Raw genomic sequence first — 18,560 nt, 5'->3', positions numbered from 1 at the left:
AAAGCGTCAATATTTTCGTAATTAACGCTATTAACCTTTATTAATTAGTCTTAATCACGTAGTGATGCACCGAACTTTTCAGCCAATGCAGCAACAATCGCTTCTACTGCTGATGCAATATCGGCTTCTTCTAATGTGCGTTCTGCAGACTGAAGTGTTAACGCAATTGCAAGGCTCTTATTGCCTTCTTCTACACCTTTACCTGTGTAAACGTCAAATAGGTTAACATCTGTCAGTAGCTCGCCACCGTTTTCACGACAAGCAGCAACAACGTCACCAGCTAATACATCTTCGTTTACCACAACGGCGATATCACGACGGTTTGCAGGGAACTTAGATACAACAACTGCTTCAGGAAGCATACGAGAGTTAATTGCAGCCCACTCGATTTCAAACATGATAGTACGACCATTCAAGCCAAACTTACGTTCTAGCTCTGGGTGTACAGTACCAATGAAACCCACTTCTTTGCCGTCAACAACGATTGCTGCTGATTGACCTGGGTGAAGTGCTGGGTGCTTAGCGGCTTTGAAGCTAAATGCAGCTTCATTAGCTGTTAGCTCAAGCACTGCTTCTAAGTCACCTTTAAGATCGAAGAAATCTACAGTGTTAGTTGCAATATCCCAGTGCTCATCACTACGGTTACCAGCAATCACACCAGCAAGCATCATTTCTTGACGCATACCGTTTTCTGCTGATTGCTCAGGAACAAAACGTAAGCCCGCTTCAAATAGGCGAACACGTGGTTGCTGACGCTTCTGGTTGAACACAACTGTATTTAGCAGGCCAGTCCACAAGCTTAAACGCATTGCTGACATATCCGCAGAAATTGGGAAAGGCAGAATCAATGGTTCAATTTCAGGCACGATAAGTTTTTGTTGCTCAGGCTCAACGAAGCTGTAAGTAATCGCTTCTTGGTAACCACGATCAACAAGCAGATCACGTACACGCTTAAGAGGAAGATTCGCTTCTTTGTGTAAGTTCATGCTTAGCGCAGCAACTGGCGATTGATTTGGAATGTTGTTGTAGCCGAAGATACGACCCACTTCTTCCACTAAATCTTCTTCAATTGCCATGTCGAAACGCCATGCTGGTGCTGTTGCTTTCCAGCCAGCATCAATTGTTTCAACGTCACAACCTAGGCGTGTTAGGATTTCAACCACTTCCTCAGAAGCAATTGAGTGACCTAATAGGCGATCTAGTTTAGTACGACGAAGTTCAATCGTTGCTGCTTTTGGTAAATCAGCTTCTGATTCAGCTTCAACGATTGGTGCAACTTCACCACCACAAATTTCAACGATAAGTGCTGTTGCACGTTCCATTGCTTTAGTTTGTAGTGTCGCGTCAACACCACGCTCAAAGCGGTGTGAAGAATCAGTGTGTAAACCGTAGCTACGAGCACGACCACGGATTGCATCTGGTGCGAAGAATGCACACTCAAGTAGTACGTCTTTCGTCTCAGTGTTAACACCTGAGAACTCACCACCGAAGATACCAGCAATAGCTAGTGCTTGCTTGTTATCTGCAATCACTAATGTATTGTCGTTTAGTTCAGCTTCGTTACCGTCAAGAAGCGTCAGTTTCTCGCCTTGCTCAGCCATACGAACAACGATGCCACCGTCGATCTTAGCAAGATCGAATGCGTGCATTGGTTGACCCATTTCAAGCAGTACGTAGTTAGTAATATCTACGATTGGATCGATTGAGCGTGTACCACAACGACGTAGCTTTTCTTGCATCCATAATGGTGTTTCAGCTTGAACGTTAACATTACGAACAATACGACCAAGGTAACGTGGACATGCTGCAGGCGCTTTAACATCAATAGCAATAGTATCAGCAGCTGTAGGTGCAACGATCTCAAATTGAGGCTCAGTTACTTCAGCACGGTTAAGTACGCCAACTTCACGAGCAAGGCCAGCAATACTTAGACAGTCAGCACGATTAGCTGTTAGATCAACGTCGATAGTAACATCGTCAAGACCTAGGAACTCACGGAAGTCAGTACCTAGAACGGCATCTTCTGCAAGTTCCATGATGCCATCAGACTCAACATCGATACCAAGTTCAGTGAATGAACAAAGCATACCGTGAGAAGGTTGACCACGTAGTTTTGCTTTCTTGATTTTAAAATCACCAGGAAGCACAGCACCAACCGTTGCAACTGCAACCTTGATACCTTGGCGGCAGTTAGATGCGCCACAAACGATGTCTAGTAGCTCTTCAGCACCTACATCTACTTTTGTTACGCGTAGTTTGTCAGCATCTGGGTGTTGTGCACACTCAACCACTTGACCTACTTTAACGCCAGTAAATTCACCAGCAACTGCTTCAACGCCGTCAACTTCCAAACCAGCCATTGTGATCTGGTGAGCTAGCTCTTCGCTGTTTACTGCAGGATTAACCCACTCGCGTAGCCAAGATTCAGAGAATTTCATAGATTTCTAGCCCCTAGTGCTTACTTAAACTGTTTTAGGAAACGTAAGTCGTTCTCGAAGAACGCACGTAAATCGTTAACGCCGTAACGAAGCATAGTTAGACGCTCAACGCCCATACCAAATGCAAAGCCTGAGTACTTCTCAGGATCGATGTTAACTGAACGTAGAACATTAGGGTGTACCATGCCACAGCCTAGTACTTCTAACCACTTACCGTTCTTACCTTTAACGTCAACTTCAGCTGAAGGCTCAGTGAATGGGAAGAAAGAAGGACGGAAACGCACTTCAACTTCTTCTTCAAAGAAATTACATAGGAAATCGTGAAGAATACCTTTTAGTTGCGCAAAGTTTACGTTTTCATCAACTAACATACCTTCCACTTGGTGGAACATTGGTGTGTGAGTTTGATCGTAGTCATTACGGTATACACGACCAGGTGCAATGAAACGGAATGGTGGTTGACCATTTTCCATTGTACGGATCTGAACACCAGATGTGTGCGTACGTAGCATTAAATCTGGGTTGAAGAAGAACGTATCGTGGTCAGTACGTGCTGGGTGATCTTCAGCAATATTTAACGCATCGAAGTTGTGGAAAGCATCTTCAATCTCAGGGCCAGCTTCAGTTGTAAAACCAAGCTCACCAAAGAAACTTTCAATACGCTCAATTGTGCGTGTTACTGGGTGTAAGCCACCATTTTCAATACGACGACCTGGAAGAGAAACATCGATAGTCTCAGCCGCAAGCTTAGCTTCAAGCTCTGCACGTTGTAGGCCATCTTTGCGCTCTACAAGTAGCGTTTGCACTGCTTGCTTCGCTTTGTTGATCTCTTGACCAGCAGTACGACGTTCTTCTGGTGGTAATTTACCTAGGGCTTGTAGTTGAAGAGTTAGGTGACCCTTCTTACCTAGGAATTGAACTCGGACTTCGTCCAGAGCGACTAATGAATCAGCCTGCTCAATAGCTGCCGTTGCGTTGGCAATAATCTCGTCTAGATGTTGCATCGTATCCTCATCCACCCACAGGTGGCGTCCTTAAGGGAGATATAAAATCGCGTAACGATACATACTAAAGAAAGCGGCGTCTAAATCCAAATTGAATCGCAATAAAACCGTAAGTTTGGACGAAAAAAAAACGCCTTTATCAGTTGCACAGCAAAAAATGGCGATTTCAATCAATTAGGTCGCAAATTAAGTAAGAATTAAAGGCTGGATCTGGATTCCTATTTCTCATTTTTTCATCTATCGAAAAACCTCCCCTGGCAGTAATTTTGTTACATATTTTTGGAGGATTTACTCATGGATACAAAAGATTTTACCGGACTTCTATCTATTCTAAAATTCGCATTACTACTCTGTGGTGCACTGATCATCATGGGAAATATGGGCATGTTTTCAAGTATGCCGATCATGATGAAAAACCCGCTAACAAGTCAGATGCACGTCGATTACATTCATATTCTTTATTACCTAGCTTTTAACTGTCTATTTGTTGGTTTTTTCATCTGCTTATGGATCAGTTTCCAACACACTAAAACCAAAACGCGTTCTTACTTACAGCATCATTAAGTATTTTGATATTCCTTACTCACAGATAAAAAGCGATAGCCTATAACTCTATCGCTTTAATTATTCCTTTCATTGATAATTGTGAAATTAATTGCCAAAGCTGTTTTAAAATTACATTTTTCAGTGTAAATTATGATCAAAGTCAAAGTTAGGAAGTCTCTGATGAAAAATAAAGAATTCGCTGCTCTATTAAAAATTTCAACTTTTGCAATGATCCTTTGTACTGCGCTACTTGCGCTAGGTAATTACGGCCTAGCACATGCAATGCCTATCAACTCTGCATCTGGTTTCAATATTATTAACCTAGTGTTCTTCATCGGTCTTAATGCTCTTCTTGTTCCGTTCCTTGCATTTCTTGTTAAGACACGTACACGAGCAAGTAAACAACGCCGTGTAATGGCATAAGGTTTATTCCTATTCTTTAAAACCAGCACCTCTAGATGCTGGTTTTTTTATGTCCAAACAAAAATAAAATACACTGTTGCATTTTTCAAAATCCTCTAATATTATAATTGAACACTGTTTTATTGTTTAAGAGGAAATTATAATGAAAAAACAAAATAACTACTGGTTAACTTATGCTAAAGCAACCTTCGCTATTGCAGCTATTGCTATGATCATTAGCATTGTAAAACTACCTGGTGATTTGATTATCAAAGGCTATTACAGTATCTGTAGCTTATTTTTAGTTAGTGCCACGATCACATTAAGCAAAGCTGTTCGTGATGAAGCAGAATCAGATCGCTTAATCAACAAAATTGAAGAAGCGAAAACAGCCAAATTACTTAACGACATTGATGACTAACTGATAGATACGTTTATGGATTATCAATCAATACGTCATCTATGTGAAAATAGACAACGCTTAAACACACTTATAGAAACTAAACGTAATAGATATAATCTGTTGCTTAAGAGATCTCGTACTCTTAAGAAACATATCCAGTATATTGATGAACAACTAATAACTAACATCAATATTCCTCCTATACTATCTCCTTCTGCTTCCTCACAACAAAATGCTGCAGAGAGATTCCAAAAAACATTACGCCAACAATGGAAGAAAAAGCAGCAGCTATTACATATAGAAACCACAATGGCTACACATGCTAAATCTATTGAGAGAATTGAATCATTAGTAGCAGAAACAACCAGCGTACTCAGGGCTTATAAACGGCAAGTAGCAAATAGAGAAGCCATTGATATACAACTCTTACTCCAACTTAACCAACTAGAGATAAAGCTATTACTAACATTAGAGAGCTATACCATCGACGATAATGTATCGAGGTAACACTCTTAATATAAAAGAGAGATTTATAAGAAATGAAAATACGTAGATATGAAAAAAGGAGAGCCGAGGCTCTCCTTTTAACTTAAAAACTAAACTGAGAAATTACAGTGCAGCTTTTGCCTTTTCCACAAGAACAGTGAAAGTAGCTTTGTCGAATACAGCGATATCTGCAAGGATCTTACGATCGATTTCGATAGACGCTTTCTTCAGACCGTTGATTAAACGGCTGTAAGACATACCATTTTGACGTGCAGCAGCGTTGATACGTGCAATCCAAAGTTGACGGAAAGTACGTTTCTTCTGACGACGGTCACGGTAAGCGTATTGACCAGCTTTAGTAACAGCTTGGAAAGCTACGCGGTAAACACGTGAACGTGCACCGTAATAACCTTTAGCTTGTTTAAGAACTTTCTTGTGACGTGCACGCGCTTGTACACCACGTTTTACGCGAGGCATAGGAGACTCCTAACTAAAATAATAAAATATAAAACTAAAAACGATTAAGCGAACGGAAGCATACGAGCAACTGCAGCCACTTCACACTTAGGAAGGATTGCATTTGGACGAAGCTGACGTTTGTTCTTAGTAGTACGTTTAGTCAGGATGTGACGCTTAGTAGCATGCTTAAACTTAAAGCCACCAGCTGTTTTTTTGAAGCGCTTAGCTGCGCCACGATTTGTTTTCATCTTTGGCATGAGATGATAACTCCGCATTGTTGATAGTTAATAATCACAGTAATAGGGCGAACAAAAAGCGCTACTTAAAAGCAGCGCTTTTTAGCTACTTGAATGCCTTTATTACTTCTTCTTTGGGGCAAGCATCATGGTCATTTGGCGACCTTCTACACGATTAGGGAAGCTCTCACAGACAGCGATGTCTTCAAGTTCACCCTTAATACGGTTAAGAAGTTCAATACCAAGACCTTGGTGAGCCATTTCACGACCACGAAAACGTAGCGTTACTTTGCCTTTGTTGCCCTCTTCTAAAAAGCGAGTCAGGTTGCGTAGTTTTACCTGATAGTCGCCTTCGTCTGTACCAGGTCGGAATTTAACTTCCTTGATCTGGATTTGTTTCTGGTTTTTCTTTTGCTCTTTAGCAGCCTTGCTCTTTTCGAACAGGTACTTGCCATAGTCCATCACACGACAAACTGGTGGCTCGGCATTAGGGCTAATTTCAACTAGATCCACACCAGCGTCTAGAGCAACTTCCATTGCTTCATCAAGTGAAACAACACCAACTGATTCGCCATCAAGGCCAGTCAGGCGAACTTCACGTACGCCACGAATTTCTTCATTTAGACGATGCGCGTTTTGCTTAACTGGTGCTTGGGTTCTTTTTCCGCCTTTAATACCTTATTCCTCCACAATATTGAGCTTACGACTGCTAATTTCTTCCTGCATAAATGCAACAAGTTCATCAATCTTAAATTTACCCAAATCTTTACCCTTGCGAGTACGAACTGCTACAACGCCTGCTTCAACTTCTTTGTCTCCACAAACGAGCATGAAAGGCACTCGCTTCAAAGTATGTTCGCGGATTTTAAAGCCAATCTTCTCATTTCTCAAGTCCGCATTGACTCTAATTCCACATTTTTTCAATTTTTCTACAATTTCTTGCACATATTCTGACTGAGCGTCAGTAATATTCATCACTACAGCTTGTTGAGGCGCTAACCATGTTGGGAAGAAGCCTGCATAATCTTCGATAAGAATACCGATGAAACGCTCTAGAGAACCAAGAATTGCACGGTGAATCATAACCGGTGTATGACGTTCATTATCTTCACCAACGTAAGTAGCGCCTAAACGCTCTGGTAAAGCAAAGTCTAGCTGAACGGTGCCACACTGCCATGCGCGATCAAGGCAATCGTGAAGCGTGAACTCGATCTTAGGACCGTAGAACGCACCTTCACCTTCTTGAATTTCAAATGGAATTTCCATTGATTCAAGCGCGGTAATTAAGTCTGATTCTGCTTTATCCCACATTGCATCAGAACCTACACGTTTTTCTGGACGTGTAGATAATTTAACAACAATGTTGTCGAAGCCGAATGTCTTGTAAGTATCATACACCATTTCGATGCAAGATGTAACTTCTTGTTGTACTTGAGCTTCCGTACAGAAAATATGCGCATCATCTTGAGTGAAACCACGTACACGCATAATGCCGTGAAGTGAACCTGATGGTTCGTTACGGTGACATGAGCCAAACTCAGCCATACGCAGCGGAAGATCACGGTAAGATTTCAGACCTTGGTTGAAGATCTGTACGTGACCTGGACAGTTCATTGGCTTGATTGCGTATTCACGGTTCTCAGAACTAGTTGTGAACATTGCATCTGCGTACTTGTCCCAGTGACCAGAACGTTCCCAAAGAACGCGGTCCATCATTAGTGGACCTTTCACTTCTTGGTAATCGTATTCATTTAGTTTTTCACGAATGAACACTTCTAATTCACGGAAAATAGTCCAACCATTGTGATGCCAGAACACCATACCAGGTGCTTCTTGCTGCATATGGAACAAATCAAGTTGCTTACCAATCTTACGGTGGTCACGCTTCGCCGCTTCTTCTAAGCGAGTTAAGTGTGCTTTTAATGCTTTCTTATCGTGGAATGCAGTACCGTAGATACGTTGCAGCATCTTGTTGTCGCTATTACCACGCCAGTATGCACCAGCAACGCTTAATAGCTTAAAGTTTTGACAAAAACCCATGTGAGGTACGTGTGGACCACGACACATATCAATGTATTCTTCGTGGTGGTAAAGACCTGGTCGGTCATCACGCGCTACATTTTCATCAAGAATTTCAATTTTGTAAGTTTCGCCGCGTGCATCAAATGCATCACGTGCTTCTTGCCAGCTTACTTTTTTCTTAACAACCTGATATTTGGTTTTAGCAAGCTCAAGCATGCGCTTTTCAATCACTTCAAGATCTTCTTGAGTTAGTGATTGCTCTAAATCGATGTCGTAGTAGAAACCGTTATCGATTGTAGGACCAATAGCCATTTTCGCTTCTGGGTAAAGCTGCTTAATAGCATGGCCTAATAGGTGAGCACATGAGTGACGTACAATCTCTAAACCATCAACTTCATCTTTTGCAGTGATGATTTCAAGGCTTGCGTCATTTTCAATTAGATCACATGCATCTACGCGAACACCATCAACACGCCCTGCGATCGTTGCTTTAGCAAGACCAGGACCGATTGAAAGTGCCACGTCCATAGTTGATACAGGCGCGTCGAATTGACGTTGACTACCGTCAGGAAGAGTAATTACAGGCATGAATAATGTCCTTTAACAGTGGTGCCACACACCAAGTAGCACATGTTGAATTTATAAAGCTTTCAGAAGCTTTTACGAATAAAAAACGCTTTACTTTCGATACCGCAATACTGAGCGGCACACTAAAAGAAAAGCGAGGCTGTACTATAGCAAACGGATTAAAAGGATTGCAAAGAATCCTCTTAAATTAATAACAATAATTTAGTCAACGAGTGTGTAACTAACAACGTACAGTTTTTCTATACCAGGATAGATATCTTGAATAACACTTTTAAGCACATCTAATGTCATATTTTCTTGCTGGGCATGAAAGTTATTTAATTCAGAGAATAAGATTGGCTCTACCCTATCGATTTGTAATGTACAAAATTCGCGACCATCTTCAAATGTGGATACTTTTACTTGTGAACCTGGTACATAGTAACTTTCAGCTTCGTCACGAATAGTGATTGTTTTTTTTCCAGAAAGAATATCGGTTTCAAAACGTTCAAAAAATGTCATTTCTGTAGGAGTGATTTTTTGGCTCATCGTTTGTTTTTTTCATTAAAATAATGTACTGACAGATTACCTGCATTTGCAACATGAATACATTGTGTTTTGTAAGTATCTTTAAGGATTAATGCCTAAATATTTTTCAATGCGTTCACTATCTAATATTTAAGCATCTTTTTATGATGGGATTATTTTTATTTAAAAAAGAAGAACATATATTTTATACATCGGTTTATTTTAATACTTTGTTTTTGTTGTTCTTTCTATCGTTTGAATTCTAAGTTTTTAAAAACAGTAACTAAAATCACACTGAGTTCACATTTCTTCACACGATATATAGTCTAAGATGTTGATAGACAAGTTGTATACATACGTTTCAGTGCGGAGGATGATTATGTGGCAAGCCATTTCTCACCAGCTGTCAGATGTACTAGGTCGACCATTTAAGATTGTTGAACGACAATCGCTAGAAGGCGGCGACGTCAATGAATGCTATTGCGTTAGCGATGGTGATCAACGTTTTTTTCTTAAACTCAATGATAAAGAACAATTAGTTGTTTTTGAAACTGAATCAGAAAGTTTACGCATTCTTAATGAAGCTAATTGTGTTCAAGTGCCTCAATATATTCACGTTGGTACATGTCGCGACAAATCTTTCCTCACACTTAATTATTTACCAACAAAAAAAGTTGATGATCATGCGGGTTATCAATTAGGTCAGCAATTAGCAAAACTGCATTTATGGGGTGAGCAGGCTGAGTATGGTTTTGATTTTGATAATTATGTCGGTCTAACACCACAACCCAACCGCTGGCATCGTCGTTGGTGTCGTTTTTTTGCAGAACAACGTATAGCGTGGCAATTACAACTTTGTGAAGAAAGAGGCATTATCTTTGGCAATATTGATACTATTACTGGCAACGTTATTAAACGCTTAGTTAACCACCAGCCGAAACCTTCTTTATTACATGGTGATTTATGGCATGGTAATACTGCTCTAACTGTATCTGGTCCAATTATTTTTGATCCTGCCACTTATTGGGGGGATCGAGAATGTGATATAGCGATGACAGAACTGTTCGGTGGTTTCCCCAACAGTTTTTATGAGGGGTATAATTCTGTCTACCCTCTAGCTTCTGAGTATCAAGAACGCAAAGAGCTCTATAACCTTTATCATATCCTTAACCACTGCATACTCTTTGGTGGAGAATATATGGGTCAAGCGGAATACATTATTGCAAAGCTTAATCTATTAGATGAATAGAAATAAATCTAATCCGGCTTTCATTTATATGTCGACTTAAGGTATGAATTAGTATTTGTGTATCTTATGTCGCAGATTATTTTTTATTGATGAATATTGTCACTACAGTTAAATAAGTCATTACCAGCAAGCAGTAAAGCTAGCTACTAGGCTATCAATAGTGTGTTTGGTTATAGTGAACGTTAAATGGCTTGCTGTAACACGACCAATATTAAATTTGCTAATGCTAACTGACTGTATGTGAAGGAGTACACCAATGAAAAACTATTCAGAACAAAACGTTAGCTGCCCCCACTGTGGGCATGTCATACGCATTGAATTAGATGCAAGTGCTGGAAGCCAAGAATTTTATGATGATTGCTCTGCATGCTGTAATCCAATTCATATCAATATGCAGATTGATGACCTCCACAAAACCATTAATTTATTTATAGATGCTGATGACGAACAAATTTTTTAGTGCTGATTCAATAAATAATTAACTAGGCCAACAATACAATACTGAGCGGTCTAGTTAATCTATCATTTATGATTGTGCAGCAAGCACACGCTCAACTGTATCGACTATCGCTTGGGTTTGAGGATCTATTTCAATATTAATCACATCACCAATAGCACGACTTTTTAAATTTGTACGCTGTAATGTTTCTGGTATTAAATTCACATTGAAACGATTTTCGACCACATCACCTATGGTGAGACTTATACCATCAATCCCTATATACCCTTTAGTGAATACATACTTCATCTGTGCTTGCGGTAAAGTAAACCAGATCTGATGATTATTCTCTGATGTAACGACATTTGAGACTTCTGCTGTACACATTATATGCCCAGACATAGAGTGACCACCGATTTCATCGCCAAACTTTGCTGCACGCTCAACATTGACGACATCACCTTCTTTAAGCAAACCAAGGTTAGTGACATTAAGTGTCTCTTGCATCAAATCAAATGACCACAAATCATCATTAATATCCGTGACTGTCAGACAACAGCCGTTGTGAGCAACCGAAGCTCCTAGTTCTACACCACTTAATAAATGTGCAGGCATACGTATCACATGAGTTTGAAAATCTTGTTTTTTAGTAATCGAAATAATTTCTGCTGTTCCTTGTACGATTCCCGTAAACATAACGCTCCTAAATGAGTTAATGATTAGCTTTGCCAATAATAAGTATTTTGATTTTATTGCTCTTTTTTATAGCAAAATTTACAAATAAGCCAATACTTAAAAGTAAGCATCAAATGTCCTTAGCTTTACTTTTCTTATACAGCATTGATTAACCTTTTCTATGTTATTTAACAATGACAATTAATTGTCAAATAAATATCTTAGTAATGAAAAATATATCCCTTTTTGGAATAAAGAGATAAAGTGTATTTTTACATCAATAAGATAACGAATACAAAATCATATAGGTATGTTATGACTGTTGACGTCGCTAATGATGCCATGCAAATAAACACTAAAAAGTCCCGTTCTTCGACAATACTACGTATTACGCTAATAACATTAATTGCGATCTTATCGTGTTATTACCTTTGGGTTTTATATAAAGCTGTAACCCCAAACGTAAGTATTGCGTATAAGGCTTATTACATTAAAACTCAGACTCTTTTTTGGCAGCCTAAAGAGCCCGATCTTGCTCTAAGCATTCCATCATCACTAGATCTCACAACAAAAGTTCCATATTTATCACGCAAAGGCTGGAGTAAAAAAGCCGATAACGGTGTTCGATTATTAAACAATACTGGTGGGCTGTATTTCACGCTGCCACTCAAGGTAAAGGAAGATGTTAAAGTAAGTATTACATTAACATCCCCACTATCTTCACCATTACACTTTACGGTGAATCAATGGCATGGTGCTTTTTCATCAACAAAACAATCTAACGTATTTGATGCCATCATTCCTGCATCTGCATTTAAATCCGGTGATTCGTTACAAACATTCCAAGTAAATGTATTAACACCATTAGCATTTAAGTTGATGGATTTTTCATTTCTATCTTTATCAAAAAACGCTAGTCATCATGCAATAACACCAACATTGGCGTCATTTTCAGTGACTAATAACTAAGGTAATAATATGAATAATAACCTTAAAAACTCAAACTATTCATTGTCGCTTATCGTTCCTGTGTATAACGAAGAAGTCGCTATTGAGCCCTTTATTAATGAAATCAATAATAAGCTTTCCTCCATTCGTTCACATATTGATATTGTTTTCATTAATGACGGCAGTAAAGATAAAACAAAATCTGAGATTGAAGCTCAAATTGCTAAAGATGATTCTATTAGCTTAATCAACTTCGCACGTAACTTTGGCAAAGAAGCAGCAATGACTGCTGGTCTTAATTACGTAAAAGGTGATGCTGCGGTTATCTTAGATGTTGATTTACAAGATCCACCAGAGCTCATTCTTGAATTTGTACGATTATGGCAAACAGGTGAATACGATACCGTTTATGGTGTTCGTGTTGACCGTTCAAAAGATACGTTTTTAAAACGTGTAACTGCAGGCGGTTTCTACCGCTTCTTCAACTTTTTATCTGCAGAAACGATCCTACCTGAAAACGTCGGTGATTTTCGCTTAATCGACCGATGTGTTATTGAAGCGGTAAAACAACTACCTGAGCGCAATCGTTTCATGAAAGGTTTATTGGCTTGGTCTTCATTCCGCTCTATTGGTGTCGATTTTCAGCGCCCAGAACGAAATGTTGGTGATACTAAGTTCAACTATTGGAAGTTATGGAACTTCGCAATGGATGGTATTACAAGTTTTACCGCTTGGCCTTTACGTGTGTGGGGATTTGTCGGTTTTGGTATTTCATTCTTATCCTTTATCTTTTTAATGTATGTATTAATAAGCACTGTTTTCTTTGGTGTTCATACACCAGGTTATGCATCAACTATTTCTGTAGTACTGTTCCTTGGTGGTATTCAATTAATATCATTAGGTGTGATTGGTGGCTATATCAGCCGCATTTATACCGAACTAAAACAACGCCCTATTTACCTTGTTGAGGGTGTTTATGGAAAATATAGTGTAAAACAACCAAAATCCGTTGTTGCTGAAACAAATAAAGAGTTAGAAACCACCAATGAATGAGTCATTTTTAAAGCACTTTTGGCAACTGAATCGATTTGCAATTATTGGTCTACTCGCAACAGCAGTACATTTATCTGTTGTTAGACTTTATTTTTTACAAATCCAAGATCCATCAGAATACAGTGCCAATGTGATCGGTTTTAGTATTGCTTTTTTAGTGTCTTATTTTGGACATCGACACTTTACGTTTGGACAGAAAGGCTCATTTTTAAAATTCTTGGCTGTATCCCTGATGGGCTTTTTTATTAACAATATGATCCTTGCTTCATTATTGAAATCAGCAATGTTCTCAGGCTGGTTAGCGGTAACAATATCAACCCTTTGTGTACCCGTAATTACCTTTATCTTAGCTAAATTTTGGGTGTTCAAATGAGTACGCTTAACTTACCTTCGATAAAAATTAGTCAACGAGAATGGCTGACCATTATTTTTGCCGTTATTGTTAGTCGCACCGTTATCTACTGCTTAGGTTTATGGGGAGTAACTGAATTCGCTTCTGGACATTATGCTGAGCAACCTTTATTACAAACTATCTGTCGCTTTGACTGTGTCTGGTTTTATCGGATCATCGAAAATGGCTATGATTTAGTGCCACAATGGCTAAGTCAGAAAAATGCGGCTAACTGGGCATTTATGCCTCTACAGCCCTTTCTTGGTTGGATCTTTTCGAAATTTATCTTTTTTGAAAATCCAATTAATAATGCCCGTTTAGGTTTAGTTATAGCGTCAAACTTAGCGTTTTTATTCAGCTTGCCGATTATTTTAATGGCGTTAAAGCAGCTTAATTTCAGCAAGGCAACGCAGTCTGCTGCTATCTGGTTATTGTGTTTTTCACCTTATACTGTGTATTCAACTGCAGGCTATACCGAACCGCTCTTCATTGTTTTTGTTACTGGTGTATTCCTATTTAGTTATCGCCAACAATGGGGGTGGGTCGCTATTTTAGGTCTATTAGCCGCTATTACCCGTAACCTTGGCGTTTTCTTGGTTTTTCCTGTGCTCATTATTGCGATTCAACACTACGGTATAAATAGTTTTGTTCGCTTTAAAACCCCTGCGTTAAAAGCAATTTCAGCTATATGGGTGATCCCTTTCGGCTTTTTCACCTATATGGCTTATCTTTACTTTCATGTAGGTGATGCGCTGGCTTTTGGACACATCCAGATCGCGTGGGGACGCCAATTAACCAATCCATTTCACTGGATCCTCTATGGTTTTGAAACAGGCGGCCCTAAGCTTTACTTAGCCATCATGGCGATACTCGCGTTTATACTAAATATCTATTTGGTCGTGCGTAAATACTACGCTGAAGCCATATTTATGTTCATTTGTTTGGTATTACCGCTGTCATCAAATTTAAATGCGATGCCTCGTTATGCGTTTGGGTTATATCCAACCTTCCTTGGCTTACTTTTACTTATTGAACGTTATCCGCATATTAAAACACCGATGCTATGTGTCTTTAGTGCAGCAAGTACTTTTATCGCTATTGGCTTTTACAGCCATATGATGTTTACAGTTTAACTTTCTAAATAAAACAGCAGCTTAATGAGTAATGCACTATCTACTAAGCTGCTGTTATTCCTACCTTAGAACAATAATTATGCAATTTGCCAATATTCTATTTTGGTTATGCGCCTTTTGTTTATATAATCCTGAAAAATCATTGGCAGTACAAAATAGAATGCCATAAAAGCATTTTAATACTTGACTCCTCCCCTTTATTTTCCTCTTTTTGGAGCCAAAAATAGTGCATAACTATAAAAAAGAAACAGCGCAGCTTATAAAGCTTGCCGTGCCTGTTCTCATTGCCTCTGTTGCACAAACATCGATGGGCTTTGTTGACACAGTGATGGCGGGTAGTGTCAGTGCGACAGACATGGCAGCAGTCGCTGTTGCTGCAAGTATTTGGTTACCTTCTATCTTATTTGGTGTTGGTTTACTTATGGCGCTTGTGCCTGTTGTGGCGCAACTTAGCGGCTCAGGTAAAAAAGAACGTATTCCGTTTGAAGTTCAACATGGCTTCTATCTTGCGATCTTAATATCCATCCCAACCATGTTGATTTTATATAACGCGGGCTCTTTAATACATTACATGAATGTAGAGCCTGTATTAGCAGAAAAAACGGTCGGTTACTTATATGCCGTACTTTTTGCTGTACCTGCTTTTTTGTTCTTCCAAACCCTAAAAAGTTTTTCTGAAGGCTTATCTTTTACTATTCCTGGCATGGTGATCGGCTTTTTAGGTTTACTTGCCAATATTCCACTAAACTGGATTTTCGTTTACGGAAAGTTTGGAGCACCTGAATTAGGCGGGATCGGCTGTGGCGTGGCAACAGCTATCGTCTATTGGTTCATGTTTTTCGCATTACTAGCGTATGTCTTAATTAATAAACGACTAAAAAGTATTGGGGTTTTTACCACATTTTATCGTCCTCAACTAAAAGCACTTTCACGTTTATTTAAACTAGGCTTTCCCGTTGCAGCTTCGCTTTTCTTTGAGGTTTCACTGTTTGCTGTTATTGCCTTACTGATTTCACCATTAGGTCCAAATAAAGTAGCGTCACATCAGATAGCGATGAACTTCTCATCATTGGTATATATGTTGCCAATGAGTATTGGTGCAGCGGTGAGTATTCGTGTTGGCCACAAAATGGGACAACAAGATATTGATGGTGCCCGTATTGCAAGCCATTGCGGTTTAATTGTCGGTACGGCTTTGGCTATTTGTACCGCTGTGATGACGGTTATTTTCCGCGAAGACATTGCCGAGCTCTATACTCATAACCCACAAGTAATCGTGCTTGCTGGGCAATTATTACTACTTGCAGCGATTTACCAATGTAGTGATGCCGTTCAGGTTGTTGCTGCAGGTGCGTTACGTGGTTATAAAGATATGCGTGCCATTTTCGTTTGTACATTCATCGCTTACTGGCTAATAGGACTACCATCAGGTTACGTCTTAGGCCTAACAAACTGGATTGTGCCAGCAATGGGCCCGCAAGGTTTTTGGATTGGTTTTATTCTCGGCTTAAGTGCGGCAGCCATTATGCTTGGTTGGCGAATACACCATGTGCATAAACTTGATGCTGAAAAGCAACTTGAAATGTCATATCGATAAGACAAAAAGGCGATCATTAGATCGCCTTTTTTGATCTAATATTGATAATAATCAGTATGATGAATATTCACTTAATGTTTTAAGAGATGCCTATGCCTGTATCTATTTCTATTTTCCCACATAGACTGTCTCTGATACTTATCATTTCAATACTGCTGATAGGCTGTAAAAACAATAACAATGAAGAAGCCTTTGATACGTACCATCAACGTCTAGCTAATGTACTCGATATAGACAAAGTCCCCTCTCCTGAAACACCCTTACTACTTTTACCCTCTAAACGAGAGCTTACTCAGCCTTTAGCAGATATTAGAATTGGTCTACTTGATGCCTATGAATTACGGCAATGTGGCTTATTCCAATTGATTGCAGAGCGAAATTCGATTTTGGGTAAAGTTCAAGATAAAACCCGCGGTCTCCGCTATGAGCTTTTACTATTAGATGGGTTACAATATTGTTTAGAAACACTACCTCAAGACTTTGATTTATTGACCGAGCTAGCACCTATTTACCAGCAAAAGAAACAGCAGATCCCATTAGTTTTTTGGAACACGCTTTTTACTGGAGAAGAATGGCGTAGACAATTAACGCTAGGCCATCAACTACTTGAAAATAATCAAACTACTCAATTTAACACTAGCCTAAGCGCATTTAGCTATATCAATAATTTACTTTCAAATAGCATCAAACGCGCAAATAACATCACAGCAACTTATTCTAACCAGGATAAATATCAGGATCTTTTTGAGCACCAACAACAAATTTATAATAGCCGATATATTGGTGATCTTTTCTATTCAATGCAACGCACCACGGCATTGCTGAACACGATTACAGAACAACTTACCCAGTCACAAGATTCAATTTTGTGTGGAAAGAATCTGAATCAGCAAAAAGCACAGTATCTTCGTAATGTTTTCTATAAGTTTTATGTTCCAACTATCCAGCCTTATTTATCAACACTTGATTCACAATATCGACAAATACAGCCCGTTTTACAGCAAATACTTCAACAATTGAATCAACCAAATATTCATATCTCTTCACCGATGCAAACCTATATAGCTTTGTATGTTGATGGCGATCTGTATCAGCAGTTTCATGAAGCCACATTAGCGCACGTTAAATTCTGGCAACGTCTCTTTAAACAATGTAAATTCAAAGTTGGACAATAACTTTATTCTAATTTGATAGAATAACTTTGCTTCAAAAAATTGAGGTTTAAACTAAAATTTAAACTCAGCTTCTACAGTCGCGAAGACAATAAATTTATATATATTTTCGCTAAGGGATATAGGAGATACGCATGAAGAAAACCAAGAATGAAGCAAAACTTCTTAAAAAAGCATTAGAAATAGGCTTTGCATTCGCGAAAAAGCAAGGGTTTGGCGATTTAGACCGCAGTGTTGGCTCTACCGACCGTGTTGAGTGTATTTATCGCTTACTGGTTGATTGTAAACAAATCACTCCTCTTGCGGTAGATCAAGAAGACGGCGTCCATATGAAACATAAACTTGTTTTATGGATCAGCCGCTTACTTCCACCCGATCACGAACTTTTAAACTAAATTATCTTCTTGTGTAGCGCACGTTCTGTTGCGCTACACATTACATTTAATTAGCAATGTCCTGCTTAAAAATATGACTTCGACTATTTCATCATCAAGATTGTAAGATAACTGGCTATTGTTCAAGCAAACGCACTGAATTTACTAAAAAACTCTGTTTAAACACTTGCCTAGACGAAAGTGACTCGCTAATATGCTTGTCATTCGCTGATGACGATGACATTGTTATTCAGTTAGATTGCTCGCTTAGCTCAGTTGGTTAGAGTACTTGCATGACATGCAAGGTGTCACTGGTTCGAGTCCAGTAGCGAGCACCAGTTATTAAATAAATGGCTTCTTTAAGCGGTTTATCGCAGTACAATTTGCTCGCTTAGCTCAGTTGGTTAGAGTACTTGCATGACATGCAAGGTGTCACTG

At 39.1% G+C, this 18,560-nt stretch carries 22 protein-coding genes and 2 tRNA genes (1 of these 24 cut by a window edge); 16 read left to right on the top strand and 8 right to left on the bottom strand.

Annotation, left to right across the window (positions count from 1 at the left end):
• Positions 1 to 50 precede the first annotated feature (50 nt).
• Together pheT and pheS are read right to left on the bottom strand one after the other, a co-directional pair.
• Positions 51 to 2,438, bottom strand: a complete 2,388-nt coding sequence (pheT, locus tag I3259_RS02890) for a phenylalanine--tRNA ligase subunit beta (RefSeq protein ID WP_238028241.1) — start codon at positions 2,436 to 2,438, stop codon at positions 51 to 53.
• Between the two features lie 20 nt (positions 2,439 to 2,458).
• Positions 2,459 to 3,442, bottom strand: a complete 984-nt coding sequence (gene pheS / locus I3259_RS02885) for a phenylalanine--tRNA ligase subunit alpha (protein WP_005367402.1) — start codon at positions 3,440 to 3,442, stop codon at positions 2,459 to 2,461.
• Positions 3,443 to 3,736: 294 nt separating this feature from the next.
• Between pheS and I3259_RS02880 the strand changes: the two genes are divergently transcribed.
• The 4 genes from I3259_RS02880 (at position 3,737) to I3259_RS02865 (ending at position 5,300) form a co-directional block, all read left to right on the top strand.
• A complete protein-coding gene (locus tag I3259_RS02880) occupies positions 3,737 to 4,006 on the top strand; it encodes a hypothetical protein (RefSeq protein WP_238028240.1) in 270 nt (89 codons plus the stop codon).
• 162 nt (positions 4,007 to 4,168) lie between these two features.
• Entirely contained in the window at positions 4,169 to 4,411 is a 243-nt protein-coding gene (locus tag I3259_RS02875; protein ID WP_238028239.1) for a phenylalanyl-tRNA synthetase subunit alpha, read from the top strand.
• A 142-nt stretch (positions 4,412 to 4,553) separates the two neighbouring features.
• A complete protein-coding gene (locus I3259_RS02870; protein ID WP_042116874.1) occupies positions 4,554 to 4,811 on the top strand; it encodes a YiaA/YiaB family inner membrane protein in 258 nt (85 codons plus the stop codon).
• A gap of 15 nt (positions 4,812 to 4,826) precedes the next feature.
• A complete protein-coding gene (locus I3259_RS02865; RefSeq protein ID WP_238028238.1) occupies positions 4,827 to 5,300 on the top strand; it encodes a hypothetical protein in 474 nt (157 codons plus the stop codon).
• A gap of 102 nt (positions 5,301 to 5,402) precedes the next feature.
• Here I3259_RS02865 and rplT read toward each other — a convergent pair whose 3' ends face one another.
• The 4 genes from rplT to thrS all read right to left on the bottom strand — a co-directional run bounded on the left by rplT (position 5,403) and on the right by thrS (position 8,584).
• The gene (rplT, locus tag I3259_RS02860; protein ID WP_005367388.1) at positions 5,403 to 5,756 is read right to left on the bottom strand and encodes a 50S ribosomal protein L20; all 354 of its coding nucleotides are present in this window, start codon (positions 5,754 to 5,756) and stop codon (positions 5,403 to 5,405) included.
• Between the two features lie 44 nt (positions 5,757 to 5,800).
• Positions 5,801 to 5,995 carry a 50S ribosomal protein L35 gene (gene rpmI, locus I3259_RS02855; protein ID WP_005367387.1) on the bottom strand — a complete coding sequence of 65 codons (195 nt, stop codon included), beginning with the start codon at positions 5,993 to 5,995 and terminating at the stop codon, positions 5,801 to 5,803.
• 102 nt (positions 5,996 to 6,097) lie between these two features.
• Complete coding sequence (infC, locus tag I3259_RS02850) at positions 6,098 to 6,649, bottom strand: translation initiation factor IF-3 (protein WP_105060390.1); 552 nt, start codon at positions 6,647 to 6,649, stop codon at positions 6,098 to 6,100.
• 3 nt (positions 6,650 to 6,652) lie between these two features.
• A complete protein-coding gene (thrS, locus tag I3259_RS02845; protein WP_238028237.1) occupies positions 6,653 to 8,584 on the bottom strand; it encodes a threonine--tRNA ligase in 1,932 nt (643 codons plus the stop codon).
• A gap of 5 nt (positions 8,585 to 8,589) precedes the next feature.
• On the opposite strand from thrS, the gene I3259_RS02840 reads away from it, so the two are divergent.
• Entirely contained in the window at positions 8,590 to 8,775 is a 186-nt protein-coding gene (locus I3259_RS02840) for a hypothetical protein (RefSeq protein WP_045082937.1), read from the top strand.
• A gap of 10 nt (positions 8,776 to 8,785) precedes the next feature.
• Here I3259_RS02840 and yqfB read toward each other — a convergent pair whose 3' ends face one another.
• The gene (gene yqfB / locus I3259_RS02835) at positions 8,786 to 9,085 is read right to left on the bottom strand and encodes a N(4)-acetylcytidine aminohydrolase (RefSeq protein ID WP_238028284.1); all 300 of its coding nucleotides are present in this window, start codon (positions 9,083 to 9,085) and stop codon (positions 8,786 to 8,788) included.
• A gap of 385 nt (positions 9,086 to 9,470) precedes the next feature.
• Between yqfB and I3259_RS02830 the strand changes: the two genes are divergently transcribed.
• Together I3259_RS02830 and I3259_RS02825 are read left to right on the top strand one after the other, a co-directional pair.
• A complete protein-coding gene (locus I3259_RS02830) occupies positions 9,471 to 10,340 on the top strand; it encodes a fructosamine kinase family protein (RefSeq protein WP_238028236.1) in 870 nt (289 codons plus the stop codon).
• 256 nt (positions 10,341 to 10,596) lie between these two features.
• Positions 10,597 to 10,800: a CPXCG motif-containing cysteine-rich protein gene (locus tag I3259_RS02825; protein ID WP_238028235.1), complete on the top strand. Its 204-nt coding sequence runs from the start codon at positions 10,597 to 10,599 to the stop codon at positions 10,798 to 10,800.
• Between the two features lie 66 nt (positions 10,801 to 10,866).
• On the opposite strand, the gene I3259_RS02820 is transcribed toward I3259_RS02825, so the two are convergent.
• Positions 10,867 to 11,475, bottom strand: coding sequence for a riboflavin synthase subunit alpha (locus tag I3259_RS02820; protein ID WP_238028234.1), 609 nt, complete (start codon positions 11,473 to 11,475; stop codon positions 10,867 to 10,869).
• Positions 11,476 to 11,769: 294 nt separating this feature from the next.
• Here I3259_RS02820 and I3259_RS02815 point away from each other — a divergent pair, with 294 nt between their 5' ends.
• The 9 genes from I3259_RS02815 to I3259_RS02775 form a co-directional block, all read left to right on the top strand.
• Positions 11,770 to 12,423: a riboflavin synthase subunit alpha gene (locus I3259_RS02815; protein WP_238028233.1), complete on the top strand. Its 654-nt coding sequence runs from the start codon at positions 11,770 to 11,772 to the stop codon at positions 12,421 to 12,423.
• 9 nt (positions 12,424 to 12,432) lie between these two features.
• The gene (locus tag I3259_RS02810; RefSeq protein WP_238028232.1) at positions 12,433 to 13,455 is read left to right on the top strand and encodes a glycosyltransferase family 2 protein; all 1,023 of its coding nucleotides are present in this window, start codon (positions 12,433 to 12,435) and stop codon (positions 13,453 to 13,455) included.
• Positions 13,448 to 13,828, top strand: a complete 381-nt coding sequence (locus I3259_RS02805; RefSeq protein WP_238028231.1) for a GtrA family protein — start codon at positions 13,448 to 13,450, stop codon at positions 13,826 to 13,828. Before I3259_RS02810 ends, I3259_RS02805 begins: the two co-directional genes overlap by 8 nt.
• Positions 13,825 to 14,979 carry a hypothetical protein gene (locus tag I3259_RS02800; RefSeq protein ID WP_238028230.1) on the top strand — a complete coding sequence of 385 codons (1,155 nt, stop codon included), beginning with the start codon at positions 13,825 to 13,827 and terminating at the stop codon, positions 14,977 to 14,979. The genes I3259_RS02805 and I3259_RS02800 overlap by 4 nt, the downstream gene beginning before the upstream one ends.
• A gap of 226 nt (positions 14,980 to 15,205) precedes the next feature.
• Entirely contained in the window at positions 15,206 to 16,576 is a 1,371-nt protein-coding gene (locus I3259_RS02795; RefSeq protein WP_238028229.1) for an MATE family efflux transporter, read from the top strand.
• Positions 16,577 to 16,668: 92 nt separating this feature from the next.
• Positions 16,669 to 17,751, top strand: coding sequence for a DUF3080 domain-containing protein (locus I3259_RS02790; RefSeq protein ID WP_238028228.1), 1,083 nt, complete (start codon positions 16,669 to 16,671; stop codon positions 17,749 to 17,751).
• A 131-nt stretch (positions 17,752 to 17,882) separates the two neighbouring features.
• Positions 17,883 to 18,143, top strand: a complete 261-nt coding sequence (locus I3259_RS02785) for a DUF5062 family protein (RefSeq protein ID WP_005367367.1) — start codon at positions 17,883 to 17,885, stop codon at positions 18,141 to 18,143.
• Between the two features lie 240 nt (positions 18,144 to 18,383).
• Positions 18,384 to 18,460: transfer RNA gene (locus tag I3259_RS02780), tRNA-Val, on the top strand.
• A gap of 47 nt (positions 18,461 to 18,507) precedes the next feature.
• Positions 18,508 to 18,560: transfer RNA gene (locus tag I3259_RS02775), tRNA-Val, on the top strand (it continues 124 nt past the right edge of the window).

Source organism: Photobacterium sp. Ph5, assembly GCF_022129445.1.
GTDB lineage: Bacteria > Pseudomonadota > Gammaproteobacteria > Enterobacterales > Vibrionaceae > Photobacterium.
The sequence above is the reverse complement of the archived record's forward strand: the minus strand, read 5'-3'. Positions and strand labels throughout refer to the sequence as shown.